This window comes from Levilactobacillus tujiorum (assembly GCF_012641185.1).
In the GTDB taxonomy this organism is placed as follows: Bacteria; Bacillota; Bacilli; order Lactobacillales; family Lactobacillaceae; genus Levilactobacillus; species Levilactobacillus tujiorum.
Genome location: NZ_JAAXLK010000005.1, coordinates 1 through 26,544, shown reverse-complemented (window position 1 = coordinate 26,544; position 26,544 = coordinate 1). Strand labels below are relative to the sequence as shown.

At 48.2% G+C, this 26,544-nt stretch carries 29 protein-coding genes; 6 read left to right on the top strand and 23 right to left on the bottom strand.

What is annotated here, in order from left to right; translation table 11 throughout:
• Positions 1-258: 258 nt before the first annotated feature.
• Both HF569_RS03490 and HF569_RS03485 read left to right on the top strand, forming a co-directional pair.
• Positions 259-867, top strand: coding sequence for a hypothetical protein (locus HF569_RS03490; protein WP_168901340.1), 609 nt, complete (start codon positions 259-261; stop codon positions 865-867).
• Between the two features lie 150 nt (positions 868-1,017).
• Positions 1,018-1,278 (top strand): hypothetical protein, encoded by a 261-nt coding sequence (locus HF569_RS03485; RefSeq protein ID WP_168849916.1) that lies wholly within the window; start codon positions 1,018-1,020, stop codon positions 1,276-1,278.
• Between the two features lie 622 nt (positions 1,279-1,900).
• Here HF569_RS03485 and HF569_RS03480 read toward each other — a convergent pair.
• Entirely contained in the window at positions 1,901-2,287 is a 387-nt protein-coding gene (locus HF569_RS03480; protein ID WP_168848892.1) for a MarR family winged helix-turn-helix transcriptional regulator, read from the bottom strand.
• Between the two features lie 233 nt (positions 2,288-2,520).
• Positions 2,521-3,291: a hypothetical protein gene (locus tag HF569_RS03475; RefSeq protein ID WP_168901339.1), complete on the bottom strand. Its 771-nt coding sequence runs from the start codon at positions 3,289-3,291 to the stop codon at positions 2,521-2,523.
• A gap of 326 nt (positions 3,292-3,617) precedes the next feature.
• Between HF569_RS03475 and HF569_RS03470 the strand changes: the two genes are divergently transcribed.
• Positions 3,618-4,232: a hypothetical protein gene (locus HF569_RS03470; protein ID WP_168901338.1), complete on the top strand. Its 615-nt coding sequence runs from the start codon at positions 3,618-3,620 to the stop codon at positions 4,230-4,232.
• A 53-nt stretch (positions 4,233-4,285) separates the two neighbouring features.
• Here the strand turns inward: HF569_RS03470 and HF569_RS03465 are convergent, their stop codons facing one another.
• The 8 genes from HF569_RS03465 to HF569_RS03430 all read right to left on the bottom strand — a co-directional run bounded on the left by HF569_RS03465 (position 4,286) and on the right by HF569_RS03430 (position 13,332).
• Positions 4,286-5,668, bottom strand: coding sequence for a hypothetical protein (locus tag HF569_RS03465; protein ID WP_168901337.1), 1,383 nt, complete (start codon positions 5,666-5,668; stop codon positions 4,286-4,288).
• Between the two features lie 172 nt (positions 5,669-5,840).
• Complete coding sequence (locus tag HF569_RS03460) at positions 5,841-6,365, bottom strand: hypothetical protein (RefSeq protein WP_168901336.1); 525 nt, start codon at positions 6,363-6,365, stop codon at positions 5,841-5,843.
• A 242-nt stretch (positions 6,366-6,607) separates the two neighbouring features.
• Complete coding sequence (locus HF569_RS03455) at positions 6,608-7,642, bottom strand: hypothetical protein (RefSeq protein WP_168901335.1); 1,035 nt, start codon at positions 7,640-7,642, stop codon at positions 6,608-6,610.
• Between the two features lie 15 nt (positions 7,643-7,657).
• The gene (locus HF569_RS03450) at positions 7,658-8,350 is read right to left on the bottom strand and encodes a hypothetical protein (RefSeq protein WP_168901334.1); all 693 of its coding nucleotides are present in this window, start codon (positions 8,348-8,350) and stop codon (positions 7,658-7,660) included.
• On the bottom strand, positions 8,340-8,885 hold the full coding sequence (locus HF569_RS03445) for a hypothetical protein (protein ID WP_168901333.1): 546 nt from the start codon (positions 8,883-8,885) through the stop codon (positions 8,340-8,342). The genes HF569_RS03450 and HF569_RS03445 overlap by 11 nt, the downstream gene beginning before the upstream one ends.
• Positions 8,886-9,665: 780 nt before the next feature.
• Positions 9,666-10,184, bottom strand: coding sequence for a hypothetical protein (locus tag HF569_RS03440; RefSeq protein WP_168901332.1), 519 nt, complete (start codon positions 10,182-10,184; stop codon positions 9,666-9,668).
• Positions 10,185-10,369: 185 nt separating this feature from the next.
• Positions 10,370-11,740 carry an S-layer protein gene (locus tag HF569_RS03435; RefSeq protein WP_168901331.1) on the bottom strand — a complete coding sequence of 457 codons (1,371 nt, stop codon included), beginning with the start codon at positions 11,738-11,740 and terminating at the stop codon, positions 10,370-10,372.
• Between the two features lie 191 nt (positions 11,741-11,931).
• Positions 11,932-13,332 carry an S-layer protein gene (locus tag HF569_RS03430; RefSeq protein ID WP_168901330.1) on the bottom strand — a complete coding sequence of 467 codons (1,401 nt, stop codon included), beginning with the start codon at positions 13,330-13,332 and terminating at the stop codon, positions 11,932-11,934.
• 726 nt (positions 13,333-14,058) lie between these two features.
• Here HF569_RS03430 and HF569_RS03425 point away from each other — a divergent pair.
• The gene (locus HF569_RS03425; RefSeq protein ID WP_168901329.1) at positions 14,059-14,346 is read left to right on the top strand and encodes a type II toxin-antitoxin system RelB/DinJ family antitoxin; all 288 of its coding nucleotides are present in this window, start codon (positions 14,059-14,061) and stop codon (positions 14,344-14,346) included.
• 115 nt (positions 14,347-14,461) lie between these two features.
• Here HF569_RS03425 and HF569_RS03420 read toward each other — a convergent pair whose 3' ends face one another.
• Positions 14,462-15,676, bottom strand: coding sequence for an aminotransferase-like domain-containing protein (locus HF569_RS03420; protein ID WP_168901328.1), 1,215 nt, complete (start codon positions 15,674-15,676; stop codon positions 14,462-14,464).
• 484 nt (positions 15,677-16,160) lie between these two features.
• Between HF569_RS03420 and HF569_RS03415 the strand changes: the two genes are divergently transcribed.
• Positions 16,161-17,069, top strand: coding sequence for a LysR family transcriptional regulator (locus HF569_RS03415; RefSeq protein ID WP_168848907.1), 909 nt, complete (start codon positions 16,161-16,163; stop codon positions 17,067-17,069).
• Positions 17,070-17,272: 203 nt separating this feature from the next.
• On the opposite strand, the gene HF569_RS03410 is transcribed toward HF569_RS03415, so the two are convergent.
• The 3 genes from HF569_RS03410 to HF569_RS03400 form a co-directional block, all read right to left on the bottom strand.
• Positions 17,273-17,521, bottom strand: a complete 249-nt coding sequence (locus tag HF569_RS03410) for a DUF2922 domain-containing protein (RefSeq protein ID WP_168901327.1) — start codon at positions 17,519-17,521, stop codon at positions 17,273-17,275.
• 34 nt (positions 17,522-17,555) lie between these two features.
• Entirely contained in the window at positions 17,556-17,753 is a 198-nt protein-coding gene (locus tag HF569_RS03405; protein ID WP_168901326.1) for a hypothetical protein, read from the bottom strand.
• 109 nt (positions 17,754-17,862) lie between these two features.
• Positions 17,863-18,420, bottom strand: coding sequence for a helix-turn-helix domain-containing protein (locus HF569_RS03400; protein WP_168901325.1), 558 nt, complete (start codon positions 18,418-18,420; stop codon positions 17,863-17,865).
• A gap of 374 nt (positions 18,421-18,794) precedes the next feature.
• On the opposite strand from HF569_RS03400, the gene HF569_RS03395 reads away from it, so the two are divergent.
• Positions 18,795-19,901, top strand: a complete 1,107-nt coding sequence (locus HF569_RS03395) for a hypothetical protein (RefSeq protein ID WP_168901324.1) — start codon at positions 18,795-18,797, stop codon at positions 19,899-19,901.
• Positions 19,902-20,610: 709 nt separating this feature from the next.
• Here the strand turns inward: HF569_RS03395 and HF569_RS12500 are convergent.
• From HF569_RS12500 to HF569_RS12670, 9 genes are all read right to left on the bottom strand, one after another.
• Positions 20,611-20,736, bottom strand: a complete 126-nt coding sequence (locus HF569_RS12500) for a hypothetical protein (protein ID WP_269801539.1) — start codon at positions 20,734-20,736, stop codon at positions 20,611-20,613.
• 27 nt (positions 20,737-20,763) lie between these two features.
• A complete protein-coding gene (locus HF569_RS03390) occupies positions 20,764-21,147 on the bottom strand; it encodes a hypothetical protein (protein WP_168901323.1) in 384 nt (127 codons plus the stop codon).
• A gap of 286 nt (positions 21,148-21,433) precedes the next feature.
• Positions 21,434-21,823: a hypothetical protein gene (locus HF569_RS03385; protein WP_168901322.1), complete on the bottom strand. Its 390-nt coding sequence runs from the start codon at positions 21,821-21,823 to the stop codon at positions 21,434-21,436.
• Between the two features lie 14 nt (positions 21,824-21,837).
• The gene (locus HF569_RS03380) at positions 21,838-22,146 is read right to left on the bottom strand and encodes a hypothetical protein (protein ID WP_168901321.1); all 309 of its coding nucleotides are present in this window, start codon (positions 22,144-22,146) and stop codon (positions 21,838-21,840) included.
• Entirely contained in the window at positions 22,139-23,443 is a 1,305-nt protein-coding gene (locus HF569_RS03375; protein WP_211089615.1) for a Y-family DNA polymerase, read from the bottom strand. The genes HF569_RS03380 and HF569_RS03375 overlap by 8 nt, the downstream gene beginning before the upstream one ends.
• A gap of 506 nt (positions 23,444-23,949) precedes the next feature.
• Positions 23,950-24,603 (bottom strand): thiamine phosphate synthase, encoded by a 654-nt coding sequence (thiE, locus tag HF569_RS03370; RefSeq protein WP_168901319.1) that lies wholly within the window; start codon positions 24,601-24,603, stop codon positions 23,950-23,952.
• Positions 24,603-25,418 (bottom strand): bifunctional hydroxymethylpyrimidine kinase/phosphomethylpyrimidine kinase, encoded by an 816-nt coding sequence (gene thiD, locus HF569_RS03365; protein ID WP_168901318.1) that lies wholly within the window; start codon positions 25,416-25,418, stop codon positions 24,603-24,605. The genes thiE and thiD overlap by 1 nt, the downstream gene beginning before the upstream one ends.
• Before the next feature lie 15 nt (positions 25,419-25,433).
• Positions 25,434-26,222, bottom strand: a complete 789-nt coding sequence (gene thiM, locus HF569_RS03360) for a hydroxyethylthiazole kinase (protein ID WP_168901317.1) — start codon at positions 26,220-26,222, stop codon at positions 25,434-25,436.
• A gap of 238 nt (positions 26,223-26,460) precedes the next feature.
• Positions 26,461-26,544 (bottom strand): IS3 family transposase, encoded by an 84-nt coding sequence (locus HF569_RS12670; RefSeq protein ID WP_408610785.1) that lies wholly within the window; start codon positions 26,542-26,544, stop codon positions 26,461-26,463.

The window sequence follows — 26,544 nt, the reverse complement described above, 5'->3', positions numbered from 1 at the left end:
TCCTCTATGTATTCTGATTGTACCATACTTGTCCTAAAAAGATTAGTAACCGGCGATGAACCGCCAAATTTTGCCAAAAATTAAGGCCTACCCCTTGCCAGCACCCCAGAAAGCATGCTTCAATATTAGTAATTAAATAATTAATGTTTAACCGACACTACCATGAAAAACGCGGTATCTCGCCCATAAGGCGACTAGCATCAGGATAAGTTAATCATTAATCAACGTTGAAAACTTTAAGGTCAATGGAGGCCCACAATGGCAAATACAAAAAATAGTCAGGCAGCAAAGATTCGACAACAAATTATCGCTTGGTTACAGGATGATCAGACGGCGGAAGTGGTCTCTGAAGACAAGTTCCCTGGCATTCGGGGGATTCGGGCCGTGAAGCTCCGGGAAATGTTGGGTAATCTGGGATACGTGCAGTCCGTCGTGATGGGGGCCGTCTCGGCTGCCCCTTCCATCGACCCCCGCATTAAGAAGGCGGCCGTGAAGCCGCGGGAAGTCTATTATTACTTCGACGCCAACACCCCAGCGCCAGCCAAGATCCAGCGCCAGGAACAACAGGCAGCGGCCAGTAGCGCAGCCCCTACACCTAAGACCGCAGCTAAAGCCACGACGGTCCACATCAAGACGACGGCCACTTCCGGTCTAGCTGGTACAACGGCGTTCAAACAATTAGTGGCCCAGCACGAGCAACTGAATACAGCCGTCGACAACCTATTAACGGCGGCCCAAGCCCAACGGCCACTGACGGAATTAGAATTAAACTTCTTGACGGATTTCGCAACGAAACTCGCCCAACAGACCGAAGCCCTGCAGAATTTTACCACCCAATCGCGCATCGACCGGTTACGGCGGTTGTAAACCGTCACCCCAAAACCAGTTAGGTGATAGCCTTACTAACTATTGGGCGAAATTGTTTGACCATTTTAACGCTTTTTGTGGAATTTGCTTGACTTTTAGGCACTCGACCTTTAATCTGTTATAAATTACTTTTATGGGGGACGATTGCTCATGGCATTGCATGAAAACAACCGCGTTTATTGCGAGAAGACTGAACTTTTCTCAAATTCATTCTACGGTACCATCACTAAGATCTACGAACATTCCGCACTAGTTAAAGTGGAACCAGCTCAACTTGCCAAGAAAGAAACCGACAAGATCGACTCTTTCGGTGACCTAGTTGTCATTCGTCTCAGCGAGCTCCAACTGGTAGACGCCAACGGCCAGCCAATGGACGAGCCGGACGACGAACCCGTTGAAGCAGCAGAATAGGTTATAATCGCCAGCCCGCTTGATTGCGGCTGGCTTTTATTTTGTCTTCAATGCCTGTATGTGCCCTTACATAGATGTTCACCGCCGCCTTACCGTTCGCCAAATTTGGACTGGATCGCTGTGGGAAGGACGGGGCAAGCCAAAGGGCGGTCTTGCCCCTCGCTTGAAGCCGAAGACCCCGTCTTCAAGTCGCCATTTACCAAGCAGATCACTTGGTAAATCCCACGGCTGAGTCCAAATTTGACTCACTCTCGGCTACATTGAGGTCACCAAGCACTATTGACTAAATAATGATAATAAGCCAGTCAGTTAAGTCAATTAGCCAGTCAAAGACTCACTTAACCGGAGGAGGGCAGAGATGGAGCCAGCTGTGTCGACGGTGTTAGCCGATCCTCGGCTTACAGCGTGGGACGTGTTCGTAGACCGGTGGGATTCCGGGCTTCGAACCGAGCCGGAGGACCGCTTCTCAGGCCGCAGGCGGTCTCCACAGCAGGCGGAATCTCTGCCAGCCGCAGGGACGTGATTTAGCCTACCTTCAGCATTCAACCTTTAGTGATGGCTGATGTCGCTAGAACGTAAAAGAAGATGCAGGTTGGCCCCGCATCTTCTAGGTTAACTTTAATTAATGAGCGTTCACAATCTCAGTCAGCTGTTGAATGAGTTCTGGCAGTTCTTCGTTGAGCACGTCGCTCACGTGCTCTTCGATGCGCCGGCCACGCGGCGTGATTTCAAAAACGTGGTAACGACGGTCTGTCGCTAACGTTTCGTCATCAATGTAGCCATTATTCAACAGCCGGCTGATCTGAATCGAAATCATGGATTGGCCGACGTTGAGTCGCCGCGCCAGCTCGCTGGTGCTGATCTTCTCCATTGCGAGTTCGTGTAAAATCCGATACTGTTCGAACGTGATTGCATCCCCACTGCTTGGCCGTTTAATAAATGGGCGCAACAGCGAATTCAGTTGGTGAATCCGTTGGACGTCCACGGCTAATTTATTGGCTTCCATCATGTTACTCTTCCTCCTCGTGACCACCGACAGGCTTACATTGTCGGTCCGTCTTTAACATAGTCATCGCGTAGTGGTAACTTAGTGGGTAAAACCATAAGCCCTAAAAGTTACCTCCCCTAAACATCCTACCACAGATAACAGACTACATTATAAACAAATCACATCTTAGCCAAATTTGATATTACTTTCTTAATACGGAGTGCGTTCAAACGCTGAAGTAACGGTCTGTTTGGTCAATATTGTTCATCCTCAAAATGAAAGGTCCCGCGATTGCCCCGCAACACGCTGACAATCACCGTTCGCAAATTCTGCGGACTCTGCGGCTGATTAAGTGCCACCATACAGTCTGATAGCAGCGCCACGCTCCGTTTAACGCGGTCTTCTCGAATATCGAAGCCGTCCGCCGCCGACTCCGGATACTTATCGGGCGCAAAGTGCTGTAGCGAACTTTGATGTTCCTTAATGAGGTGATGCTTAATCCGATTGGCTTCAGTCATCTTCTTCCGAAGTCGGGTGACCGTATCGCGAAATATCATCTCCATCCCGTTCTCCAACTGGACACGAACTTTCTTTGGCGACACTTCGTTGACCCGCTCAATGGACTGAACCCCGACCCAACTAGTCTGGTGCTTACGCATCGGCTGTTCGGTGACCAGCAGTTGTAAATTGCCACTAACGACCGGCGCCGGTTCACTGAGCTGCAATAACTGAACGTTCGTGTGATGATCGTGCCACGTTTTATCCGTAGAATCAATGGCCAGACTAACGAGTTCTTTAGGCGTCATAGGCGTCCGGAAGAAGCCTTCACGAGCGGTCAAAAAGATGGTATCCGCTGGCCGACTATTCTTGATGAATAGTAACGACTGCCAGTCTACCTCGATCTTTCCTCTAGGAACATGCCGCACGACGTCCTCCGGTTTGAGATGCGTAAAATCAATGACACCAGTACGTTCAATTTCTAGACGGGTAGACTGATTGAGTCCCCTCGTTAATCTATTAGCCATTCGTTAATTCCTCTCTAAGGATATTAAGGCCTGTGACAGCTCGTCACGGTCTTTCTATGGCCCAGCTATAGATTCCCACAAAAACCGAATTATAGCAAGAAATAAACATTGAATTTTAAAAATATTTTATCGCTCAAAATATAAACGGGTAGCCAGTGTCAACGGTGTTTAGGGGAAATCTTTTAGCAAGTCATACACGAACTATAACTAAATTAATGCGGATTAAATTCGATTTTTCTCATAATTTTAGTCGCAAATTTCATGGGGATCTCATGTAATTGGCGCTTGGGATTGCTATAATCTAGGTAAAAGTGAGGTGTTGGTAGATGAGCAAAACGCGACATTCGTTGGGCGACGTCCTGTACCAGGCACGATTGATTTTGGCCGATGGCGCGAGTTACACCGACGTGCTGAAAAATCTCGATATTCCCAGCTGGTATTTGAGCGAGCTGGAGCACGACCACATTCACTATCCTAACTCGGATTTGTTGGCCCTCATCTTCCAATGCTACGGCCTTAACTATCAGCAGGTGACCGAATTGCAACGCGCCGAGGACTTAACGACTGCGTTATTTGAACTAACTATCTCAGCGGATATCCGACTCGCCGCCAATCTCCATCAGGCCATGGACTGGCCCAATAGCGCTGAATTTGCCGCCAAATATGGTGTGGTCAAGTCCCGCGATCCGCGCGCGGTGAACAGCTATGCCGATATCTTGCGCTGTCTGCGGTTGGCCGACGAGTACTGCCCCATTCACACTGCCAGCCTGATCTACGACGTCTCGCCCATGGTTTACTGGCAGATGGAAGCGGAACAGATCCCCGTGTCACCGGAGATTGTCTCGGCACTGGCGGCGCAATTGGGGGTCAACGACCTGCGACCACTACTAGAGGCGTCGGATTTGACTGCGGCAGTGGCCCGGCGGTTACAGCGCGATTGAGGGGACTAAAAAGGACCGACACTTTGGCCGGCCCTTCATGGATATTTAGCATTTTACTTGGTAGCTGTCGCGTTGGCGAAGTAAGTGGTCGTCGTAGCGGTCGCCGTTGTGGCAGGAGAAGTCCCTGTCTTTTCAGTGCCCACGTAGAAGGCCTTGGTCGTTGAACCAAAGGTCCCACTCAGCGTGCTGGACAGCCGGTAAGTCGCGTAGTACTGCGTCTTATCGGTGCCTTTCGTGTAGTTAGGCGTGTAGAGCGTGCCCAAGTTCGCCCCATTCAGATAAGTCGTGACATCGTTGGCCGTAAAGGTCTGGCCCTCGACACCAGAGAAGTCACTGGCAGCTGGGAAAACGACCGTATCCTTGGCAGCCGTGCTTCCGGCAACGTAGGCCTTCAGCGCCGTGGCAGCCTGAGAAAGGTCCCCGTTACCTGCCGTTTGGTAGAATTCAATCTTAGTGGCCTTAGCGGCATTCTGGGCCACGCTTAAGGAAATCGTGTCACCGGTCTTGGCGTTGGCTAAAGCGGTCAGGTTCATGGAGTCAGAACGGGAGTATTTGTACCCCGTTCCTACTAGCGCTGCCTTGCCCCAATCATTAGTCGCAACGTTCGTGGCGCTAGTGCCCACCGCAGTTCCAGTGGCGGTTGGCGTCTTGCCGGCGTTGTCCTTCAAGTTGGCCAGCGTAGTGGTGGCCACCGTCTTGCCAGTAGACGTGTTGAAGTTAACCTTCACGTCGGTCTTGTCGTTAAACGTTGACGTGCTTGGCTTCGTGTTCGTCACTGCTTTGGCGTAGATCCAGCCGTTAACGTTGGGGTTCGTGGCATCCGTCACGTAGTAGTACAGAGAACCTTCCCGCGTCTTCTTGATAGCGGAAGTCACCGTTAAGACGTCATTAGCGTAGTCAGCGGTGCTCTTAACGGCCTTGCTAGCCTTGTACTGGGTGTATTTGGGCGCGTTCCAGGTTACGTTAGACTTGCCAGGCTTGGCAAAGTAGACCGTCTTGTTGGCTGGTAAATCAGCGGACTTAGTCGTTGCTGCTTTCTTGATGCCGCCGGCGAAGGTTCCTGCCTTTTTACCCCCGTAGATGTAACCGCGGTACTTGCCATCCATGGAAACGATCTTGTAGTAAACGGAGCCCTTGTTCGTTACCTTTTGGTAGTAGGCCCGGAAGTAGTCGGCGGACTTCTTGGAGGAAGCCAGCTTCTTCATCGTGGTGGTTGAGGCAACTTTCTTAGCGCCCTTAACTGTGCCAGGCTTGGAATACAACGCGTTCTTTCCGGTAGGCTGAACGTTACGCTTCGTGGCGTCGATGGTCAGCGTCTTGCTGGAAACAACCTTGGCCTTGCTAGCGGCTTGAGCGGTGGTGGCTACCGTGGTGACGGCACCCAGGCTCAAAACGGCTAAACCAAGATAAAGTGACTTAGCTAAACTTGATTGCATAATGTATGATCTCCTTAATGATTAAACTAATATGTGAACGCTTCCTAGTATACCAAATTCTTTAACTAAATTCTGATAATTAGTTAACCATATCTGAGCATTGCCCCCTAAATCAATTCTAAAAGCGGACGACCAAGATTGGCCGTCCGCTTTATTTAATCGCTTAGCTGCTTTAAGAGGCTGCCTGCCGCTTGACGAATTTGCCCAGTAGGGCCTCCGCATTAATTTCGGCGCGGCGACAGCGTTCCCGCATAATCGACTGGTGCTGCAAGACCAGTGCCGTGAGCAGCTCGGGTGACTGGAGCCACTGGAGCTTGAGTTCTTGGTCATAGGGTTGCAGGGCCATGTTGGCCTCGATATCGGCCAAAAAGTCCACTTCTAGGCCCAGGACGACGGCTGCTTCGGCTAGGGATAAGCCCAGTTGTTGGCGTGCCGCCTGGATCTCTTCGGGTTGGAGAAAGTGGTACTTCTGCCGATAGATGGCAAAGTCGGCCCGAAAGTTGTAGTCTGGATCGTCGATGGGCTCTAGGTACTCTTCTTCATCATCAATATCGGCCGTCGCCGGCACCCAGTAACGGTGCGTGTTGGCAATGGGTTCACTAAAAATTGTCAGCCGTTCTTCCACTTCAATCACTTGAAACGCCACGGGTGCACCCGTAATATCCGGGTGACTCACTTGGGCAACCACTTTAACCATGTCGCTAACTCCCCTTCCGAAACCTAGCAGAACGTCGTTTTCATCGAATTAGTAATCTTTTGAAAATGGAATCCTTTTTCAACGTCTTCATTACTATACCGAATTTTGCCGATTTCGTCGTGGATGTTGGCTTATAAATTTAGTTGTGGAAAACAATAAATATTCTAACGATATCACAATAACAGCAATAAAATGTTAATTTCTTATTAGTATTGCCATTTCAGATTATCATAAGCAATCAGTTATCCCTTTAGCATATCTGCCCCAAGTAATTTCAATTGTGGGTTTTTTTCAATAATCATTTTAATTACATCCATACCTAGCTTATTATGATATTCCAAAATATTCTGATCAAAATCCGGCAAAGAATGTTTTGCAGAATATATTTTAATTAACTGTGGAAGAATAAAACTGTACACAAACAAAGTCATTAAAACTTTATTATCTTCTGAAGAGAATAAAGACACTACAGTTGCTCTCTCTTCAACCTTTACCGAGTTATTATTATCAAAGCTAAAGCCTAGTATCCCACCACTTTTTCCTTGTAAGTTTACTAATTGTAACTCTAACTTAACACCAGTAAACGTATACTGAAGAGCAATGAACGCTTTCAAAATAAAGTACTTCGACATAGAAAGAGCTCCACTGGAAATATTTGTTTTAGCTGTACTTTCGAGTTTTCCACTAAACCCCTCAATGTCTAACAAGTTCAAGTATTTAGATAATTGCCCATTATTTTCATCGCTAGCGTAAAACAGCCACACAAATTCCATAGCATCAGCATCAATTGCATAATTATCGTCAATTGATAGGCTTCTTTTAACCAGCTTTTCAACACGTCTTAACATTTTAGGAATTCCAGTAAAGACAATTACAAAAAAGCTATTATTCGTTTGAAAAAACAAGGTATCTATCTCCAGCACATTTACGCGCTCGTCTCTAGGCCTTATGTTATGAAAAGCATCATATTTATCTGATCGACTTTTCTTTGCTACCTCAATTTTTATTTTTTGTTTAACATAGTTGATCTGATCGATTTGACCGTTCTCAGGATTTATAAATCCAACTGTTTCTGGACGATTAAAATCTGAACCATCCACCCAACTATAGAAAAGGACACGCTCATTATGACCGAGCTTCTCAGCCTGCTTTTTGTACTCTTTTGAAAAACTAAATTTTTCCCCTTCGATGACAGAACGTTTCAAAATTCCTTTTTCAATTTTTGAAAAAGAATCAAAGGCCGTACCAAGCTTATAAATATGTGAAATCGTACTCAATATTATCACCCACGATCATTTAATAACAGCCGTATAGCTTTCAAAATTAATTTTAATAAAATAACTCATCCTGCACTCAATTATTATATTGGCACTGGAGTCTACTTCACCACGAGGCAGTATCTGAAAACCAAATCGATGTGGAACTACCTTTCCTCTTTGAAATTTTAAATTTTTAAAAATATTTTGAATGACTAATTCCGACTCTCCGTTTCTCGTTACAAGCGTGGCTTCATCTGGAACAAATTGAAAAATATTTTTCAAATTACTGCTGCCATTCTGACCAATAACAACCACTGGGTTAATCCATGATAAAATACGAAATCCAAGCCAAGAATTGGCAACAATCTTCAAATCTAATGAAAGGTCAGAGATGTTATTTAAGCCATCATCTCTCCTCATACTAACTTCATATTCAGCAATATTTGGCTTCTTCTGTACCGCGTCACCAGTAATTACAAAAGTTAGCTGAACAAATTCATTGAAGAATATATGGTCAAGCAATTTTGCTAATGGAAAAAGAGTAACCGTTGCTAGTAATGTATAGAATGCAACAACAACAACAGTAGCAGATGGTTTCTTTAAAAAGGTACTCAAAAGTGAATATCCAAAGCTGTGTACATCTTGCCCCAAAACAGCAACAAAAAAAGTAATCACCGCGTTCAAAATTGATAAAAAAGACGTTCTTAAAAAGCTTTTAATTCTCACAATATGACCTTCCAGTCTGCAAAAACAAAAGCACTTGCTCAACATTGCTCACTACTTCAAAGCGTATTTTTCCACTACGAAATAACTCAATTTTGCCGCTACTCTTATCTTTGAAAACAATACAATTAATATTTGAGTTGTTATAGCGTTCGTCTGATACCCATGAAAAGAGGTCTCGTATATCATCAATAGTTTGACGCCCCTCAACAAACTCTTGAATTTCTAGACTATCTTCTTCATCGTCCATCACAATATCAATTGTTCGCAGTCCCACAACGAACTGTCGGGCCACAATTTTTTCAAAGGCCAAATTATTAAACACACGCCTACTTATTCTATAATTCACCAATTTTTCAGAAAAAGTAGGATTTTTAAATAAATTTGTCCACTCTTCAGGAGAATAGGCAACGGCAATTGAATTCCCTGTAACTTGTATATAGTCAATATTATTCGCTTCGAAAAAACACTTGATGCGACTATTTGCAAGCTCCTGTACCGTATCTGTATACAACATTATGAAGTCTTCTACAAGCACGCTTATCCTCCTCTCAAGACATGAACACTCGTTCTACTAAAACAAATTATACTCGATTCACAAGGACATTTAAACTCTTATTTCTATCTATTTCATATCAAATACGTGTTTAAAGTCGTAACACCTTGAACATACGCACTACTTTGGATCGCAAATTAACGACAATCGCACTAAAAAAATGTGCTTCTACTTTACAAGGCGTTAAACTAATTCGTGTTTGAAATTGAAATACAACACTAACACATAATTAGTCGCAAAATGATCTACATTTGGCACGCAGTTCAGTACACCATTGTCTTTTTTGTAAAATAACAATGAACAATTTAAACGTCTAACTTGAAATTATACATAGTATATTTTAAAAATCCGTTCAAACTTACCCTTGTGTTGCAATATAGATCCCACCAACCATTCCGACAGTGGCAAAGGCAAACAGAATCGGATTACAGAGAAGATAAATTGTTACTATAAACAGTCCTATGTGAATTATTGTTAGGATAAGCTTTGAAATAACACTTTGCATACTAAAATATTTCCAAATCAAAATCACCATCAATATCATTAAGCCAACAAAAGCAATACCCCAGAGCAAGTATGAGTTATAACCATCAGCCTGCATCACTTCAAATGAACCTTGTATTATATTATTATACGAATCCCATATCCTCTTTAAAATTTTATTATACGTATATAGTTTTACATCATAAAAAACAATTACCAATAACACAATTATATTCGACATATAAAAACATTTAGAGCTATTAAACATAAATACATCACCTACTTTCCTTTTACAATCCATCCTATTACAGCTATTATTACAGTCCACACAAGTGTCATTTTCGCCAAATCTATCTTAATTTTGCTTTGATCCTCAGGGTTAATCAAAACCCACTTGTATATACTTCTAACTAAGCATACTGCTAGCCAAATTAACAAGCTCACCATTGCCCACAACGATAATTCCAGTAGCCACGACACTTTTCCCTGCGCGATACATAAAACTAAGTAAATAATGAAGACAGCAAATATCCCACCCGACATAAGTAAATAATTAGTCATTTTCTCATGTTTATGCCGTCTGAAATATGTTGCAAAAAAAATAAAAGTTAACACTAGACCTAGTGTAAACAATAACACTTGAAATAGTGTCGGCGACGTTAGACTGCCCATATCAATTACTTTTTTTACTTTTTTATGTAATCTTTTAACTTCACTATTCAACAAAAGTGAAATAAATGCTGCACTCATTCCGCCTAATCCTACAGAAAAGTAGCTTAATGGTTCACCAAAAAACACCTTACATTTTTCCTTCAATTACTCAATTACACTTCCTTCATCGTATTAAGCTCACTCTTAAAATAATATCACCAAAAGCATCTATTACCAGCACTCCGCATCAATTAATCGTATTTTAAACTAAAAAAGGCCCCAGATCCAAGATCCGAGGCCTTTCCCATTATGCAATCATCTTAAATTATGTGTTAAGCGATCCAGCTACTGTCAGAGGAAGTTGACGTAGGAGCACCTGGAACGATTTGTGCAGTGAAGCTAGCCTTCAACGTATCACCGTAACTTGCAAGACGGTTGTCACCTTCAAAGTTAGCAGGCGTAAAGATGAACTTGTAGTGCATTGCGTCACCATTTGCTGCGTAGTACGTCTTCGTACCTTCAAAGCTAGTAGCAAAGCCGTTAGCAATCTTAGTCAAGTTGGTATTACCAATAGTTTGACCCTTAGTTCCACTCAAAGCAGCGATAGCGTCAGCTTTCAACGTAACTGAAGCTTCGCTAGAACTCATAGCACCGGTTGTCAATGGGCTAGTGATTGAGTAAGAACCATTGTCAACTCGTTCAACGTTCAAAGAAATCTTTGAAGTTGCTGCGGCAGTTACATCAACGTACAACGTGTTCCCAAAGGTAGCGTTAGTCGTTGATACAGGGCTCGTCTTCAACTTGTAGCCGCTTGGCAATGAGTTAGCCGTAAATGTAGCTAAGTCGCTCTTAGCAGCGTTGACGTTAGAACCAACAGGATCGCCGGCCTTAGTCTTAGCTGCTGAAGTGATGAAAGTTGCTGAACCAACAGTTGCCTTGTTAGCATCACGGTAAACAACCTTAACGCTGTTGTCGTTAGTTGCGGCTGCTTCAGCCAAGTTAAGCGTCAAACCACCAAAAGTCTTTGAGGAAGCGTCTTTGTAGCCTTGGCCCACGTAGATCCAACCAGCAATGTCCTTGTTCTGGTCATCAGTAACGTAGTAGTACAAACTACCTTCACGCGTCTTAGTTTGGGCAGCGGAAACAGTGAACGTATCCGTTGAGCTTGCACCGTACAGGCTAACACTCTTAGCCTTGTATTGGGTGTTCTTAGGCGCATTCCAGAGGCCGTTCTTCTTGGCATTCGTCAAGTGGAAGCCAGTCGTCCGCGTTGGCATTGCTGCCTTAGTGGTGGTATCAACTGACTTGATTCCACCAGCAAAAGTACTCGTGTCCTTACCGCCGTAAATGTAACCACGGTACTTACCATCCATAGTGACAACCTTGTAGTAAACTAAGCCCTTGTTCGTCTTAGCAACACGGTAAGCACGGAAGTAATCAGCAGACTTCTTAGAGTTAGCCAACTTCTTCATCGTGGTCTTAGAAGCAACCCGCTTAGCACCCTTGACAGTACCTGGCTTGCTGTATAAGGCGTTCTTCCCCGTTGCTTCTACGTTCCGCGTAGTAGCATCCGTCTTCAAGGTAACATCTGACGTCACCTTAGCTTTAGAAGCAGCGTCAGCGGTCGTGCTAACAACCGTAGCGGCTCCTAAACTCAATACTGCTAAACCTAAGTATAGAGAGTTCTTTAAACTTTTTTGCATCTTTAGTTCTCCTCCGATGAAACTCAATTTATTGCACAACTTGCAACGTCTGTAAGTATACCAGTAAAACTCAGCTAAAATTCAAAAAAAGCAAAACTTAACCTATTTTTATAGCAAAAAAAAAGATCCCAATCCAAAGATTGAGATCTTTTTACAACTTAGCTAAATGCTAAATCTAATTTAGAATTAAATTAAGCAATCCAACCATCGTTTGAGCTAGTAGTTGAAGCAGAACCAGCCTTCAACGTTGCAGTGTAGTAAGCGTTCAAGTTGTCGCCATAGTTAGCTGCACGGTTGTCAGTTGCAAATACGGTCTTGCTCGTAAGAGCAAATTCGTAGTGGTAAGGGTTACCTTGGTTGTCGTAGTACGTCTTAGTACCAGTCAACTTAGCACCTTCTAAGGCAGTTTCGATGTTACCTAAGTTAGTGTTACCGATTTGAGTACCCTTAGTACCATCTAACAGAGTTGAGTCAAAGCCACTGACAGTAACATCAGAAGTGGTCAACTTAGTACCCTTAGTCAATGGAGTAGTAACATCGGTAGTAGTATTGTCTGAGTTAGTGATAGGAGTAACAGTATCAACGTTCAAGTTGATCTTTGAAGTTGCAGTAGCAGTTACATCAACATATAAAGTAGTACCATATTGAGTAGAAGCTGGGGCAACATAGTCAGCACCTACACTGTAGTTAGCTGGCTTTGCAGCAGTAACAAAGTCTGATAATGATTGCTTTGCAGCGTTCAAATCAGTAGAAGCAACCTTGTCACCAGACTTAGTAGTAGTCAAAGCAGTGATCCAAGAAGCAGTACCAACTTGTGCCTTAGTAGTAGCGTCACGGTAAACAACCTTAACACTGTTATCAGCAGTTGCAGCTGCATCAGATACAGTCAATGAAAGACCACCAAGGTCTTGAGTAGTAGCCGTAGCATCGTAACCCTTACCAGCGTAAATCCAACCAGAAATGGATGAATCATTTACGTCAGTAACGTGGTAGTACAAACTACCTTCACGAGTCTTCGTTTGTGCTTGGTCTACCTTGAAGGCATCGGTCTTTTGTGCACCGTAAAGGTCAACCTTGCTTGCCTTGTATTGCGTGTACTTAGGAGCAGTCCAAAGAGTGTTCTTTGAAACGTCCTTCAAGTAGTAGTTTTGTAACTTGGTTGGGTTAGTAGCCTTAGTAGTCGTTTCAGCGGCCTTGATACCACCAGCAAAGGCAGTGTCAGACTTACCACCGTAAACGTAACCACGGTACTTACCATCCATCGTTACAACACGGTAGTAAACAGAACCACGGTTAGTAGTCTTAACACCGTATGCACGGAAGTAGTTAGCTGACTTCTTAGAAGTAGCTAAAGTCTTCATAGTAGTCTTTGAAGCAACAACCTTAGCACCCTTAACAGTACCTGGCTTAGTGTACAAAGCGTTTGTACCAGTAGCTTCAACGTTACGAGTTTCAGGCTTGCTAGTCAAAGTAGTGTAGGCACCAGCCTTAGCATAAGACTTAGCAGATGCAGTAGTTGATACTGCAGCAACGCCAGCAAAACTTAAAGCAGCGAGACCCAAGTAAAGAGATTTCTTTAAACTTGATTGCATAAATTTCTTCCTCCAAACATAATGTATGTAATTTATCAAGCAAGAATAGTATAACCGAAGTTAGCGTATTTGTTAAGAATTTTATTTCATAACTCACTAACCCGTTCAAGCTATCCCCTAACTACGATTATGATTATAGCCGGATAAGACTCAATAAACAAGGATTAACTCCTTTTTGTCGTTTGAATGAAATAATTTCACGTCTTTTGTAATACTATTGTCATTTAAACCCTTGATCTTTAAACATTGAAAACGCTATGCAAAACATTCGTTGCTTCCCATCACTAATCATTCACATTTGCCTAACTTTAACACCAATTTAAGGTAAGGCAATTCACTTGCTTTTCTCCCCGAACGGGTCCATACTGTGGGCATCAAATGAAAGGGGGTGATGCTTTTTGGCAACTGGAAATTGTTACCTTAAAGTGATCGCTTCCGCGGAGAACGGAAACGACTAACTTCTTTAAGGTTGGCGCTAGCGAAATGATCTCGCTGGCGCTTTTATTTTGCACTGAAACCGTTGTTTAATGGCAACTGCTGTCACTATATTGCTCAGTTTACTTCTATCTAGTCGCTTTTACTCAATTTTCAAACGCTACTCTTCATATTTTGATTTGCTCGTAGTCTACGTTGCTTTCTAAACTATACAGCTCCATTCAGTATAGTTGGTTTCTTCCTATATATGACAAGGCATTTAAATCCAATTGAAAGGAGGTATCTTACTTCATGGATAATTCAAAAGAGCATACACCAAAAACCCAACGCTTAAATATCCGCGTCGACGGCGAACTAAAAGATGAGGCACAGGCTATCTATCAGCAACTCGGCCTCGATATGTCAACCGCCATCACATTATTTCTAAAGCAAAGTGTTGCTGACAAGGGTCTTCCCTTTCGCCCCAATCTTAAAGACAGTGACAGTTGCACGCCAGCACAAGTTCACGCACTGATTCAATCTGGAAAGCTCAAACATTACACTAACATCGACGACCTATGGAAGGATTTGAACGAATGAAGCTTGCATCTTCGCCTCCTTTTAAACACCACCAACAAGTTCTAAACCTCTAAACCACAAACTAGCCAGTCCCGTCACCCAACGGAACCAGCTAGTTTTTTTCAGCCATCTAATCTCACACCACCGGCCGTGCCCCACGCACCGCCTGCTTAATCACGGCACCCAGTCGCTGCATCCCCGCGTCAATCTCTTGGGGCGTCAAGCCAGTAAAGCACAGCCGCAAGCCATTGTGCACGTCACGGTCCGGATAAAAATTCGTCCCCGGCACGTAGGTGACATGGGCCTGTGGAATCACCGTCTGGGTCAGCAGTGCCGCCGCGTCCACGTTTTTCGGCAACGTCACCCAATCAAAGAAGCCGCCGTCCGGACGCGTATAAGTGACCTCATCCGGGAAGTAAGCCGCCAACCCCTGTACTAACGCCGCGCACTGTTCCCGGTAATTGGCCTTCAGCGCATCAATATGGGCATCCAAGTCATGACTATCCAGATAAGCATTGATAGCCGCGTGCACAATATTATTGGTCTCCAAGTCGCTGGCCAACCGTACCTTCATGATCGCCGCCAACAAGTCGCCATCCGCCACCAGCCAGCCCGTCCGCAAGCCTGGCATCAGGATCTTCGACAGACTCGATACGAAGACGACGCGCCCTTCCGTATCAAAACTCTTAATTGCCGGCAACGGCGCGTGGACGTAGCCGAGATCACGATACGGAGAATCCTCCAAAATGATAAAATTATACCGATTAGCCAAGTCCACCAACTGCCGACGTTTCGTCACGCTCATCGTGATTCCTGTCGGATTGTGGTAATCCGGCACCGTATACAACAGCTTAATTCGCGGGTGGCGCTTGAGCGTCTCCTCCAACCGATTGAGATCCAAGCCGTCCGCCTCTAATGGCACCGCGTGATACGTAGGCTGATACAGATCAAACGCGGCTAGTGCCCCCACGTAAGTTGGCACCTCGACGGCTACCTCATCCCCCGCGTTCAGGAGTGCCTTCGCCACCAACTCGATGGCCTGTTGTCCGCCGATCGTCAACACCACGTTATCCGCGGTCGTCGTCACCTGTCCCCATTTGCCAATCCGCGCCGCCAGCTTAGCCCGCAACGCCGGATTCCCCTGCGCCGTCTGATACTGGAAGAGATGGGCGCCATTCTCTACAATCGCTGTGTCAAAGGCCGTCCGCATCGCCGCCACCGGAAACAGATCTTCGCGGGGACTCCCTGCCGCAAATGACAACGCCCGCGGATCATCGTCTTGCGGGAACAGGCCACTCAAAGCCGAGAATACATCAGGATTCACACGTTGAGCCAATAAGTCTTGGAGCATGATCATCACACCTTTCTGGGATTGTTAAGAAGGAATAGCGTTCTACGATTCTGACAGTCAATGAAAAATTATTGTCATCTGTCATACGAAGTGATTGGCTGGCTGACGTTCAGCCGTGAGGATGGTCCAAATAACCTCAGCCGGAGAAATGTTCTTAGTGGTGGACTTTGCCGCTTAGAACATTGGTGACGGGGAAACTCGGTTTTCAGAGGTTTCCCGTCAAGGTTCAAGACCGCTCTTCGGCTTGAACCGCCCGTCTCCAGCGTTCCAGGTTATTTGGGCCGTCCGGCAAGGCGATGGCGCTCCAGCCCATTTTCACTAACCCGGAGGCGCCCCACCTCGCTATTTACTGACCGTCCCAACCACCAATTACCACTTCCGACTGTTCTGAGAGTATGATAGAATACCGTTGACAGAAAAACTATTTCAACTATCTAGAAATAGCGTGAATGTAATTCATCTTAACCAATCGGAGGTGGCCTCGATGTTACCCTTTGCCTATCGCGTCTTTCAAACCATTGTTCAAGAACAGACCTTCTACCGCGCTGCGCAAACGCTGAACGTGACGCCCTCAGCAATCAGCCACTCGGTCAATCAACTCGAGAAGGAACTCGGCTTCCCCCTCTTCATCCGTAACCGTACCGGGGTCGAACTGACGCCGGATGGCAAGACCGTCCTCCCCCTGATTCAAGCCATTATCAACGCCGAGGATCGGCTCCAACAGGCCGCCGCCAACATCAATGGCATGAACGCCGGTTCCGTCCGGATGGGCGCTTTCTCGTCCGTCTGCATCAACTGGCTGCCCCCCATCATTCGGCAATTCAAGCAAGACTACCCCGAAATTTCCATTAACGTGGAGCAGGCGGACTTCAGTGACATTGCCGCCGCTGTCAAAACGGGCCGACTGGACCTGGGGTTCTCCGCACTCCCCGTTTCTGAGAAGCTAACGGTACTCCCGCTAGTCAAGGACGAAATCTACTGCATCACCCCAACTGATTTCATCCCCGCCAACCGCACGACCGTGACCGCCGCTGACCTAATCGACCAGAACTTCATCTTACAGCGTGGCGACTACGACAAGGACACCAAGGCCGCGCTGGATCACTACAAGATCCGGCCCAACGCTCTCCGTTTCTCCATTGATGACCAGTCGATCCTCGCCATGGTCGAGGCCGGCATGGGCATGGGCATTCTGCCGGAACTGGCGCTCGAACGGGTCAGCGGGAACGTCAACGTGTACCCTTTTGACACCAAGTTTTTCCGCACCATCTGCCTGGTCGTCAACTCCGAACAGGCCAAGGCCCCGTCAACCGCTAAAATGATCGCGGCCATCACCGCCTACGTGACCGCCAAGTACCCCGACAAGGTACTGGCGCATCCCCACGTGGGCTAGTTAGTCCAAAATATAAGCATCACTCTTTACAAAACCGTCGTGCACTTCGCCAACTAGCTGGTGAAGCGCACGACGATTTTTAGGTTAAAGCGACCTTGTGGACAGTCTAGACATGCAGGTTCACTCTTATGTACGCCAAACGGCCGACCAGCTAGACCAGTCGACCGTTTGACGGTTGCGTTACTATCCGATGGTGCGGCTGGCTAGACTGCTGGCGCTGGTGCGACCGGTTGTGGCCCACCGACTAAGGCCGTCCTCGTGGTCTCGACCACTTCGGCCCGCAGCGGTTCTGCGTACAAGTCCACGTCACCCTTGGCGAACAACTTGGCGTCCGTGATCTGTTTCATCACTGCTTCAACTTCTCCGGGCGTTAAATCCGCATTCACGTACTTGAGCCGGAGATGCTTAACGCGTTTGTCGGAACCCTTAAAACTCAATTCTAATGTCTTCATTAATGAACTTCCTTTCTATGCTAAGAGAGTGGCGTTAGGCAATATCACTTTGTGTGGCAACGACGGCGGTGCGGAATGGCAGGCCGGTCAAACTGGACAGGTAGCCCCCGAAAGCTTCGATTTGTTTGGCTGCCGGTGCGCTGATCGCATTTTGTAAGACGATCTTAACGGGCTTGGCGTCAATGTCACCGAAGATAAAGGTAATGGTCGTTTTCTTCCAATTCGTTTGCATGAGGTGGTGCTCCTTCCGTGGTGCGAGATTATATAAGTGGCTGGCCAACCCTTACACTTACTACTAATGTAAAAATGACCGAATTTGTTGCACGATTTGCCAAATTTAGTTAAAAAAGTTTTTCAGGCGGTGTCAATGTGCGCAGTAACCGGCGTGATAGCGACCGGCGCCACCGAAAGACGGTCGTACGATTGACGCCATATTTCGTCGCAATCTCGGCGGGCGTCAGCTGATCGACCAGCGTGCCCACTAAGAAGCGCCACTCGCCGGTATTGCCCGCCCCGCCGATCAACTGAATCAGATACGTTCGAAAGTCATTCAACCCAATCGTACTCAACACGTCCTCATCACTGACGGTCTCTTCAATGAGCGCTGTGTGATCCCCCGTTTCCAGCGGCAACTCCCGGCGACGGTGGTTGCGCAGCTGGTTGCCCAGTTCCCAGGTCAACGCCTGTTGGGCGTACGCCAAGAACTGGTGCGGCTTGGCTTCCGGGTCCTCGGGAAAGCTTGCGTAGATCTGTGGGAAGTAGAGGCGCCCCTCTTGGAGGTAGTCCTCATAGCCCTCTTGATTGGGGCGGAGATGAAGCTTCTTCAGGGCGGCGTAAATAATCGTTTCGTGGTCACCCGTGTATAGAAAGCGGTAGGCAGCAGCGGTATCAGTGGTCATGGCGGATCATCCCTTCACGTGTGGTGATCCATAGCGCTATGGTCAGCCCCTACCTTACCGGAGTTCACAGTTGACCGCGAATACGGATTTTTTGCCTAACTGACCGGAATTTTACGGAAAAATGTCCGGGCAATTCCGCCTAAATGGGCCGTTTTCCCGTACCCACCCCGTTATGTGCACCCGTTAATATTTCGCTCAGCGTGCGGCTTTTTCAACTTTCCGGGCAAAAATAAATTTCTCGGCGGTTCTTGCGGCGGCCCAACTAATTTGTGGTATAAATAATACTGTAAGATAAATTTTGGGACACTTGAGCTTCCGCCAGCCAATCCGGCCGTGATCACTCAGTTTGTCCCCAGAGGAGGAGCCACAGACTCATGAAAAAGACCATTTTATTGACCACGCTCGCCGCGGCCGCCCTCTTGGTTGGCGGGACCACGACCTCTGCTCAGGCCAAGACTTACAACCAGAAAGGCAATGCCCTCGCTGGTTACAACGTAAAGAAATACCGGACGGTGAAGAACCAGAACCGCTTCGTTAAGCGCTACACGTTTAAGAGCAGTTACAGCAACATCTTCCAGACCAAGCCGACCAGCATTCACGCCACTAAGGGAAAGAAAGTCACGTTCAAGTCCAACGTTTTTCTCCCCGTGACGTACAACCATTCTGCAGATTGGGGCAATCCCCAAGCCGAGGTGCTGTCCAGAGACGGCAATGCCCTCTATGAGTTGATCACCCAGAGTAGCGGCAGCAACAAGGGCTGGATCGTCAAATACAATCTGGGCCAGCTTCGGCATAAGTTTGGCATCAGTACCCACCACATGGACGCCCTCCGTCGGGCCAGCTATGACCATTCCGTCGGCAAGATGACCAGCAAAGATAAGCAGATCATGAAATACGTTAAGGTGGGGCCTAAGTTCAACACGGGTCACGGCCAATCCCTGGCGATGAATCCTAAGAACGACCAACTCTGGTTCATCGGTAAGCCCGTTGCCATCAACACCAACGTCCAACGGGTCAGCACCAGTAGCTTAAAGCCCATCACCAAGATTAATTTTAAGCTCAAGAACACCGTCACTATGGGCTCGAACCTGACGTTTGACAAGCACGGCAACGCCTACTTCTTTACTTATTCCAACGGCGGCTGGGCGCCTAAGGGGTCGGTCAAGATCTACAAGGGCAAGATCGGCAGCAAGGCGGTCAAGTTCCACCTGATTATGCAAGGCCTCCGCAACCGGCCCGGAACCAAGCCCCAGTCCATGGCCTACAACGCCAAGCGTAACCGGCTGTACTTGGTCTCCGACAGTAGTATTGCGTCCCTCCCCGTTTCTAAATTGGGTAAGCTGAAGGCCAGCCAAGTTGAAGCATCCAACTTCAGCGGTAAGCGCGAGTTCGAAGGGATTCAATTTGCTAAGAACGGCACGAGCTACCTCCTCGTCAACAAAGGTGCCGAGCTGATGCAATCTTCCAGTCGGAGTTACTAGCCCAGTCGCCTGCGGCTGTCAGGGATTCCGCCTGCTGTGAGGACCGGGGTGAGCCACAGAGCGGTCTCCCCCCTCGCCTTGAAGCCTCGTCAAAACCAACGAGTCTCCAAGACGTCCAGTGACCTAATCTGGCAAAACCAGCCAGCTAAGGTCAAGCTCACGGCCGGCTCCACCCCTGACCTCCTCCGGCTAAAATGGCACGTTCATCACTGGTAGCTGCTTCTTACTGATTTGCAGCGTTCGTGACGAGCACCAGCATTAGCCGTAAGTGCCGCCCAATCTGGGCTCAGCCGTGGGATTTTCCAAGTGCTCCTCTTGGAAAATGGCGTCTTTGAAACTCGCACCTCAGAGGTTCAAAGCGAGGTCAGAGACCGCCCTTTGGCTCTGGCCGTCCTACCCACAGCGTTCCAGCCCAGAGTGGGCAAACGGTCGGCGACCAGCCCCATCCTCGGTAGCTACAAACATCTAATGAACAATCAAAAAACAGCTATTGCCAACGATCGTACTGGTCGTCGGCAATAGCTGTTTTCGCTTGAATTATGCGCTTTCTTGACCCAATTACTGCTCAAACACCGTTCACAATGTTATACTTGCCCCGAGACGGATTGGGCTTTTGACCGAATCCGCCTGGAATAACTACCATAACTCAATCTCCAACAAAGGGAACACCAACGCCTGCCCGGCATTGACGTTCCCTTTGCTAACTGATTTACAATAAAGCGAAAATGACGGCAATCATCATTAAGACGGCTAGGCCAATGCCAGCCTCATATTTTCCCCGGCGCGTGGTGCGTTCAACACTCAGGGTGAGGTGGGGTCCGTCGACTAATTTCATGATTGTACTCCTTTCACGTGACCTAAATTACAACGTTCTGCCTAAATAGTGAAAATCTGGATCGCGGCCTACCCGATAACAGGCAAAGGCGCGCGTCAACTCATTGTGAAACGTCACCAGAATCGCTGGCGTGGCCCACGTCGAGGCCGCCCAGAACACCGTGTCATCCGGTTCACGGGGATCATTCGGATAACGATAATATCCCCACTGTTCATCCCAGATGGTGCCCTGCGTATTCAACCAGTCCTCGGCTAGTCCGGCTTGGACCACGGCTATCACATCGTGGTTGTCCCGAATCAACGCAGCTAATTTATCCCAATCCAGTTGCCAGTCGTGTTGCTTGGGCAACTGGTACCGAGTGCCCAGCGGTGTATGCCGCAAATCAATGGGCGTTAAATCAATAAAATCCATTATGACCGGCCTCCTTACACCCTGCGTCTCTATCATACCGCATTCGTAAGCAAGGGGCACCAGCCAGTCCAACCAGCCGCAATGGTGACAGACAAATGGTCCTCGGATAACTTCTATCTGGGGGCCATTTTTCACTGCCTATCATACATGAAAGCGCTTAATTTTGCGACCCTTTTGTCTGTCAGCCATTTAGGCGCTTAACCATTGCGACTGCACTTAATGCTGTACCTTCTCAGCACGTGCTATACCTTACCAAAAAAAGCGACGAAGCTCTCTGTCTTCGCCGCTACTGTTCGGTCAATAACGTCATCCAGCGGATCTCTGTCAGCTGTAGATGACGATACTGACCGGAAGATAATCGCAACACAATCTGATCGGCATCGACGCCGGCAACCACCCCGTCCAGCGTCGCCACCGTTTGATTATCATCCACGATATTCAATTGTAAATGCACCATGCGTTGTGACCGCCACGCCGCCGCTAAATCCTGACTCAATTCGGGTAGCGGCTGTTGGGGTTGGCACGCCTCGACCTGCTCAGCGGCGTGCATCTTGGCTAATGCACTCGTATGATCTGACAGGTAAAAGCCGCCCCATTTCAGCATGCCCCGGTCATGATAATCCCGTGCAAAGAACTCCCGCGCTAAGTGGTCATCCGCAGCCTGATGTAAAATCACGGTGTATCGCTTCCTTAGTGAATCCAACGCTGACTGAGGGGCCAACGTGTTCGCCCAAAACTGACAAAGTTAAGCGACAATTGGGTCTGTTGCCGCAATTCCGTGATCACCCGCTCTAACGTCACTAAGTCCGTCGTGCGCAGCGTATGTAACGGAATCGACCGCTCCCGGTGATGTTGGCGTTTGATATCCATAAAGAAGTTGAACGTCTGCCCGTAGTGATCGTTGACCACATCAATGCGGTACTGACAGTGCCACTGGGCCGTAAACAGCGCACTCAAGCGACGGTAAATCAAATCGGCTTCTTGCTTCGGATCAATCAAAACTATTCCCCCCATTATGACCACCCACCAGCGCCGCACGGCTAAGCATGGTGCCTCCCGGCAACAGACTGCTGGCCGGAATCACCGCCGTCTTGCCGAACCTATCCCGAAGTTCGTCAATCACGCGGTCAAAACGTTCATTCTTCAACTGGCGCTGGGGATCTTGGAAAATATCGAGCTGGAGGCCTTGGCTGCGATTCAACCGCGACACGCCCACACTAATATTGCGAATTGCCTGGCCTTCCCAATGTTGCCGGAATAGCCTCAGCAACGTTGCCGCAATCAGCTGCGCATTGTCGGTCGGCTCGATTCGACAACTGTGGTGAAACCCACTGCGGCCGTCTTCCGCCTCACCCGCACGGGCAAACCCAATTCCGAGGCTGACGCACCCCGCCTGCTGGTGATGGTGCCGCATCCGCGCGGTCACTTGTAGCCCGATCTCCCGGATGACCACTTCAATCTCCTGTTGGCTCCGGTAGTCGCGGGGCAAGACCTGCGAATTACTCCAACTCTTCTCCTTGGCGGGCCGCAATTGGTGTAACTGACTCCGATCAATCCCCCAAGCTAGCGCAAATAGCTGGGCGCCAATCAACCCCATTTCCGCCTGCAGCTCATACGGATCAACCATTGCCAGCTCGCGCATGCTGTGGATGCCCAGTCGATTCAGGTGCGCGGCCGTGCGCCGACCGATACTCCAGACGCTGGTCAGATCGGTAATGGGCCAGATGGCTTCGGGAAAACTTTCGTACGTCAGGCGACCAATCAGCTCATGGTCGTGTTTGGCTTGGAGGTCCAGGGCTAGCTTGGCTTGAACGGGGTTCTCGCCAATGCCTACGGTGGTGTAGAGGCCCATCTCGTGGCGAATCCGTAGCTGAATGCGCCGGGCAACCTCCTCGGGGGTCTTCCCAAACAGGCGACAGGACTTGGTCATATCCAGGATAGATTCATCGATCGAGTACGGAAACAGGTCATTGTCGGCCACGTACTCCCGGAAAATTTTATTGATCTTCAGATTCTCCTGAATATATAGATTCATGCGCGGCGGCACCACCAAGATGCGCGGGTCATCCGGTACCTCGTATTGGCGCGAGACGTTGCTGATCCCAAACAATTTCTTCGCCATGGGCGACGCCGCCAGCACCAGCCCGCTCCCCGTGTTGTCCGCTTCCGACATCACCACAATGACCGAGCGTAGCGGATTGAGTTGCCGGGCAACGCTCTCCACACTGGCATAGAAGGACTTATTATCGATCATAAAAAACAAGCCGTGCGGTTCATGCCGATAGTCCATAGCCAGGCCTCCTTTGCTGATGAATCCATTATACGAACGTTTGTTCGCAAATGCAAGCTTTATTTTCCACCAATTTTTGCTACCGTTGTGCCAAGACCAATCTAGCGCTTACCCGATATACCTAGTAGACCGTTTAAGCCTCGAATTAGCTTATTAGGTAAACTAGTTCAGCTAACAAATCAAGCATTCAGGCCATTAGTGGCCTATGATTACCCTAATCTTACGAATTGATAAATTTTAACCCAGGGGTGGTTTTTCTGGCCTATCCATGTTAATATGTACTTGTGAAGTTAGCCCTAGTCAACTAGCTTCCTCAACTTTAAATGCGGAACCAGAGCTGCCGTCCACTTAAATGCGGTGATCTGATTTCGCTTTTTTTGTGCGTCATTCGCATGTTACAAAATTATTAATACGTTACAGACCAGTTACTTATTTTTAATCACCAACCAAACAAAGCGACAGTCCAGTGATTAACTACTGGACTGCCGCTTTTGATTTAATTTAATTCTTGATTATCGGGCAAATGCCGTCCGCATCGCACGCGTATCCGCTTGAGGATCAGTGCTGCGCGTCAATAACGTAATGACCGCCACACCGGCCGCTCCGGTTGTGGCAATAGCGGGCAAGCTGTCCACCGTTACACCACCGATGGCGACGATGGGCACGTTAGCCTGTTCGACTAGCCGTTGCAGGCCCGCCACGCCCATCACGGGATCGGCATCCGCCTTCGACGTCGTGGGATAGATCGGACCGCTCCCGATGTAAGCAATGCCCTTAATCTGATTGGCTTTGGCCACCTCTGCCGGCGTATTGCAGGAAAGCCCTACGAACATATCGCGCCCATCAACGGCCCGCAATACCTTCGTGATCTGCTCGTCACTCTGGCCAACGTGAATCCCGTCGGCGTGTAGCAACAAGGCGAGCTCGACATCGTCATCCACAATAAAGGGTACACTGGCTTCATGGCATTGGTCCCGCAGGTCACTTCCCAGCGCCGTTCGCTGTTCTGGCATCAGGGTACTAGCGCCCTTATCTCGGAACTGAAACGCCGTGATACCAGCCTTTAGCATGGTTGCTAAGACCTCTCGCAAATCTTGTCCGGGGACATCCTGACTACCTGCGACAAAGTACGCCCGTAATAGACCGGGCTCAAACGTTACTGACATTATTGCGCACCTCCCTGGCCAAACGCCCAGTGATTCAAGGGACCGTGGCCATTTCCGACTGCAATTGGATTGGCAATGGCTGCCGTCACGAAGTCCTTGCCAATGCGAATGGCCGTTTCAAAATCTTGACCCTTCGCCAACTCTGCTGTGATACACGATGATAGCGTGTCGCCAGTACCATGCGTCCGCACCGTATCAATCCGTGGTGCCGACAGCCAAAATGACCGGCCGTCCGCTAATAAGACAAAGTCCCGTGCCCGATCTAGCGTGGTTTCATGACCGCCTTTGATGATCACGTTCTTAGCGCCCAGGTCTTGTAAGGCCACGGCGGCTTGCTCCATCGCTGTTTCATCTTCAATTTTAACACCCGTCAGCCGTTCTGCCTCGGGCAAATTAGGCGTCAACACGTCGGCTAGCGGCACCAATTCATCGCGGACAGTTGCCACCGCGTCGTCTGCCAACAGGGCTGCGCCACCCTTGGCAATCATCACGGGATCAACCGTCAGGGGACCGAAATCATAGCGCTTCAGATTCTCAACCACGCCATGCACGTGTTCAGCATCCGCCAACATCCCCGTCTTGCACGCGCGAATCTTTAGGTCATCTGCGAGTGAGGCAAACTGTTCATCAACTAATTTTTGTGGTAAGGCCATGAAGTCCTGAACGCCCAGTGTGTTTTGCGCAGTCACCGCAACCACGACGGCCGTCCCGAAGACGTAGCGTTCCTGCATTGTCTTCAAATCCGCCATGACACCGGCACCCCCGCCGCTGTCAGTCCCCGCGATCGTTAACGTTTGTGGAAATTCATTTGCCATCCTGATCCATCCCTTCTACTGGTAAGCCGCGATTGCCTCAATCTGTGCAGTCGTGGTCAATTGTAAGCCGTCCATCAATTGGACGCTGAAACTCCCGGCACCCAGGTTCGGCGTCGCCTTAGCTACCCGTTCACCGATAGCTGCGAAGACCAAGCACGCCGTTTGCGCCGCTTCGAAATAATCCTCGTCTACCGCACAAAAGGCGGCCACAATACTTGATAACATATCGCCAGATCCCACGTGAATCTGGAATAATGGCGTGCCATTTAACACCTTAACTACCCGCGTCCCATCGGTGATAATGTCGGTGGGACCGGATAAAATAACCACGCAGGATAGCTTCTGGGCACATGCCTTAGCAATCGCCTCAAGGTCGCCGGCCCCTTCACCGGCATCAATCCCCTTGGCGTTCCATTCGACGTCAGCGAGTGCCGCGATTTCACCCGCGTTTCCCCGAATCACGTCTGGGTGAAAATGATTCAACAGATTAACAGCCACTTGCTTACGGTAAGCTACCGCACCGACCGCGACTGGATCAATCACCAACGGCTTATGCTTCTGATTGGCCAGCTCGCCGACTTTGCGAATCTGCTCAACCTGCACCTGAGTAAATGCGCCTAAATTCAAACATACAGCACTCGACAGGCCGACCATTTCGTCAGCTTCTGCGACTTCTTCGGACATGATCGGTGAGGCGCCCAACGCATTAAGACCATTGGCAACGTCCTGCACCGTGACGAAGTTGGAGATGTTAAAGACAATTGGGTTCTGCTGCCGCAAGGTATCTAACAAGTCTAATTTCATAATTCTTCCCCCTTAGGAATCTGGCTACTGTTCTGTTACTTGATGCTTTTCAGGACGGCGACTAAAGGTCGAAAGCTAAACACCTCAGAATTGGCAAAGAGGCATACCACTAGATTGCCGCTCTCCGGCTGCCAGGGATTCCGCCTGCTGTGGGGACGCTTCAGACTGGTAGACCACCAGTCTTCTCGCTCGATTTGAAGCCACGAAGAATGACGTGTACCCCAAAAGTTGGAACGTTTTATGCTGCTTGTGCTAGCTCAAAGTCACGTGGTGATAAATACCCAAGCTTACCTTGAATCCGATCATTATTATAATAATGAAT

Excerpts from the sequence above, each read along its gene's own strand:
- HF569_RS03415 (WP_168848907.1), top strand. The coding sequence starts at position 16,161 with ATGTTACCCTTTGCCTATCGCGTCTTTCAAACCATTGTTCAAGAACAG.
- HF569_RS03470 (WP_168901338.1), top strand. The coding sequence starts at position 3,618 with ATGAGCAAAACGCGACATTCGTTGGGCGACGTCCTGTACCAGGCACGA.
- HF569_RS03460 (WP_168901336.1), bottom strand. The coding sequence starts at position 6,365 with ATGGTTAAAGTGGTTGCCCAAGTGAGTCACCCGGATATTACGGGTGCA.
- HF569_RS12500 (WP_269801539.1), bottom strand. The coding sequence starts at position 20,736 with ATGAAATTAGTCGACGGACCCCACCTCACCCTGAGTGTTGAACGCACC.
- HF569_RS03475 (WP_168901339.1), bottom strand. The coding sequence starts at position 3,291 with ATGGCTAATAGATTAACGAGGGGACTCAATCAGTCTACCCGTCTAGAA.
- HF569_RS03410 (WP_168901327.1), bottom strand. The coding sequence starts at position 17,521 with ATGAAGACATTAGAATTGAGTTTTAAGGGTTCCGACAAACGCGTTAAG.
- HF569_RS03395 (WP_168901324.1), top strand. The coding sequence starts at position 18,795 with ATGAAAAAGACCATTTTATTGACCACGCTCGCCGCGGCCGCCCTCTTG.
- HF569_RS03430 (WP_168901330.1), bottom strand. The coding sequence starts at position 13,332 with ATGCAATCAAGTTTAAAGAAATCTCTTTACTTGGGTCTCGCTGCTTTA.
- thiM (WP_168901317.1), bottom strand. The coding sequence starts at position 26,222 with ATGAAATTAGACTTGTTAGATACCTTGCGGCAGCAGAACCCAATTGTC.
- HF569_RS03485 (WP_168849916.1), top strand. The coding sequence starts at position 1,018 with ATGGCATTGCATGAAAACAACCGCGTTTATTGCGAGAAGACTGAACTT.
- HF569_RS03435 (WP_168901331.1), bottom strand. The coding sequence starts at position 11,740 with ATGCAAAAAAGTTTAAAGAACTCTCTATACTTAGGTTTAGCAGTATTG.
- HF569_RS03490 (WP_168901340.1), top strand. The coding sequence starts at position 259 with ATGGCAAATACAAAAAATAGTCAGGCAGCAAAGATTCGACAACAAATT.
- HF569_RS03480 (WP_168848892.1), bottom strand. The coding sequence starts at position 2,287 with ATGATGGAAGCCAATAAATTAGCCGTGGACGTCCAACGGATTCACCAA.
- HF569_RS03425 (WP_168901329.1), top strand. The coding sequence starts at position 14,059 with ATGGATAATTCAAAAGAGCATACACCAAAAACCCAACGCTTAAATATC.
- thiE (WP_168901319.1), bottom strand. The coding sequence starts at position 24,603 with ATGTCAGTAACGTTTGAGCCCGGTCTATTACGGGCGTACTTTGTCGCA.
- HF569_RS03465 (WP_168901337.1), bottom strand. The coding sequence starts at position 5,668 with ATGCAATCAAGTTTAGCTAAGTCACTTTATCTTGGTTTAGCCGTTTTG.
- HF569_RS03420 (WP_168901328.1), bottom strand. The coding sequence starts at position 15,676 with ATGCTCCAAGACTTATTGGCTCAACGTGTGAATCCTGATGTATTCTCG.
- HF569_RS03400 (WP_168901325.1), bottom strand. The coding sequence starts at position 18,420 with ATGACCACTGATACCGCTGCTGCCTACCGCTTTCTATACACGGGTGAC.
- thiD (WP_168901318.1), bottom strand. The coding sequence starts at position 25,418 with ATGGCAAATGAATTTCCACAAACGTTAACGATCGCGGGGACTGACAGC.
- HF569_RS03390 (WP_168901323.1), bottom strand. The coding sequence starts at position 21,147 with ATGGATTTTATTGATTTAACGCCCATTGATTTGCGGCATACACCGCTG.
- HF569_RS03405 (WP_168901326.1), bottom strand. The coding sequence starts at position 17,753 with ATGCAAACGAATTGGAAGAAAACGACCATTACCTTTATCTTCGGTGAC.